This window comes from Nonomuraea lactucae (assembly GCF_003313395.1).
GTDB classification, from domain to species: domain Bacteria; phylum Actinomycetota; class Actinomycetes; order Streptosporangiales; family Streptosporangiaceae; genus Nonomuraea; species Nonomuraea lactucae.
In genome coordinates, this window is the sequence record NZ_QNFZ01000620.1 from 1 (window position 1) to 2,396 (window position 2,396).

At 73.0% G+C, this 2,396-nt stretch carries 3 protein-coding genes and 1 pseudogene; 3 read left to right on the plus strand and 1 reads right to left on the minus strand.

What is annotated here, in order from left to right:
- Positions 1-107 (plus strand): annotated as a pseudogene (locus tag DQW85_RS47070) (ribokinase); the annotation flags it as partial.
- A 107-nt stretch (positions 108-214) separates the two neighbouring features.
- Here DQW85_RS47070 and pyrF read toward each other — a convergent pair.
- Positions 215-1,024, minus strand: a complete 810-nt coding sequence (pyrF, locus tag DQW85_RS24355; protein WP_240197396.1) for an orotidine-5'-phosphate decarboxylase — start codon at positions 1,022-1,024, stop codon at positions 215-217.
- A 136-nt stretch (positions 1,025-1,160) separates the two neighbouring features.
- Here pyrF and DQW85_RS24360 point away from each other — a divergent pair, with 136 nt between their 5' ends.
- Positions 1,161-1,637 (plus strand): DUF2283 domain-containing protein, encoded by a 477-nt coding sequence (locus DQW85_RS24360; RefSeq protein ID WP_113702351.1) that lies wholly within the window; start codon positions 1,161-1,163, stop codon positions 1,635-1,637.
- A gap of 195 nt (positions 1,638-1,832) precedes the next feature.
- On the plus strand, positions 1,833-2,396 hold a 564-nt coding region (locus DQW85_RS24365; protein ID WP_162795329.1), incomplete at its 3' end, for a LacI family DNA-binding transcriptional regulator.

Genomic DNA, 2,396 nt, shown 5'->3' on the forward strand with positions numbered 1-2,396 from the left:
CCGAGGCGCTGCGGTTCGCCTCGGTGGCCGCCGCGCTGTCGGTGCAGCGGGAGGGCGCCAGCACCTCGATGCCCGGCCGGGCGGAGATCGACGCCGTGCTGCGCTGAGCGTGCCGCTCCCGCCGCCCCGTCCTCGCCGCCTCGTCCCCGCCGCCCCGTCCCGCCGTCCGCCCGATGCTCGATGCCCGAGAGGAGGGTGTCAGCGTGTCAGGGTGTCACGGGCTCAGGTGGTGGGCGCACTCGTCGCGGTAGTGGAGCGTGAGCTCCCGGATCCGTTCCGGGTCGGCGAGCACGGCGCGCGACACCGACGGCACCACCGCGTGCCGCACCGGGCCGAACAGGCGCGCCAGGTCGGCGGGTGAGGCCCCCTGGGCGCCCACGCCGGGCGCGAGGATGGCGCCGCCCAGCCGGTCGAGAGGGTGGTCGAGGGACGGCAGCGTGGCGCCGACGACCACGCCCACCGGCCCGAGCGGGGCGTGGCCCGCGTTGGCCGCCTCGACCCCGGCGAACACCTGCCCGGCGACCGGCGACTGGAGCGGTGCCGCCTCCGGGTTGGAGGTGCGGGCGAGGACGAACACGCCCGCGTCGTTGGCGACGGCCGAGGTGATCGCCGCCTCCAGCGAGGCGAACCCGAAGTAGGGGTGGAGCGTGACCGCGTCCACGGCGAGCGGGCTGCCGTGGTCGAGGTACGCCTCGGCGTAGGCGGCCATGGTGCTGCCGATGTCGCCCCGCTTGGCGTCGAGGATCACCAGGGTGCCCGCGTCGCGCAGGTCGGCGATGACGCGTTCGAGGACGGCCAGCCCGCGGCTGCCCCACCGCTCGAAGAACGCCGGCTGCGGCTTGACCACGGCCGCGACGTCTCCTACGGCGTCGACCACGGTGCGGCTGAAACGGTCGAGGCCCGCCGGGGAGTCGTCCAGGCCCCACGCCCCGAGCAGCTCAGGGCTCGGGTCGAGGCCCACGCAGAGCGGTCCGTACTTGTCGAGCCTGGCCCGCAGCCGGGTCCCGAACGGCTCATTCAACACAGGGCCCCCTCACGACGACCTAGGCAGACTAGTCCGCGCCGGCCGTGCGCAGGAAGGCTTTCGACCCTGACGGTATGGAACCCACCGCACGGGGTGGCCAGTCTTGCGGGCCCGCGACAGGGGTAGATCACCCTTCATGTACGAGATCGCCCACCGCACGCTGACGCTCCGCGGCGAGCCGCCCGGTGAGGTCACCGTCACGATCGGCCTGCCGACGGAGGAGCCGACGGGGGAGTGGTCGTGCCCGTACCGGATCGACGGGCTGGCCGGTTGGGAGCACGAGCGCAAGGTCACGGGCGTTGACCCGCTGGAGGCGCTGGAGCTGGTCCTCGCCGTGGTGCGGGCCGCGCTCGCCCGCTCGCACGAGGCCCGGGAGGGGCTGCTGAGCTGGGAGGACGAGCCCGGCGGCCGGCGTCCGCGGACGGTCTACCTCACCCGCGACATCGACCACGACGTCGCCTACCTCGCCATGAAGCACGAGATCGCGCCGGGAGAGGCCGTGCGGCAGGCGGTCGTGGACGGCGTCGTGCTGGACTTCGGCGAGTCGGGAGAGCTGCTGGGCGTCGAGCTGGAGGACGCGGCGAGGCTGCTCCCGTCCGAGATGCGCCTCTAGCCGGGGTCGGTGCCACCTCTGATCACCGTCACACCACGTGGCTGTGCGGCTGAGCCGCTGGTCGGCGCCATATTGCCATGATAATACGAATTATCGCTGCTTATTAGCTCTTGACGCCTTCTCCCCGGTCGCCCAAGAATGAGGCTCCGCGCATCCACTAATGCGCATTATCACCCCGACAGGATGACACGGATCGTGACTTCTTCCAGCCGCCGACTCACGCAGCAGGACATCGCCCGGATGGCCGGGGTGAGCCAGACGACGGTGTCGCTGGTGCTCAACAACCGTGCCGAGGGCGAGATCCGGATCTCGCCCGAGACCCGCGAGCGGGTGCTCCAGGTGATCAGGGAGACCGGCTACGTGGCCGACCCCGCCGCCCGGCGGCTGGCGGAGCGGCGCAACCGCATCCTGGGCGTCTTCACCTACGAGGCGGTCTTCCCCGCCGAGAGCGCCGACTTCTACCACCCCTTCCTGGTGGGCATCGAGGAGTGCGCCGAGGAGGCGGGGTGCGATCTGCTGCTGTTCACCGGCGCCACGGCGTCGGGGGAGCGCAGGCGGATCTTCAGCGCCGAGAGCCGGGTCCGGCTCGCCGACGGCTGCGTGCTGCTGGGCCGCACGGTCGACCGGGGCGACCTGGCCCGGCTGCTCGCCGAGGGCGTCCCGTTCGTGTCGGTGGGGCGCCGCGACGACGCGGGCGCGCCCGTGCCGTACGTGGGGGCGGACTACCCGCCCGCGGTCCGCGCGCTCGTCGAGCGGGCG

Excerpts from the sequence above, each read along its gene's own strand:
- DQW85_RS24360 (WP_113702351.1), top strand. The coding sequence starts at position 1,161 with ATGTACGAGATCGCCCACCGCACGCTGACGCTCCGCGGCGAGCCGCCC.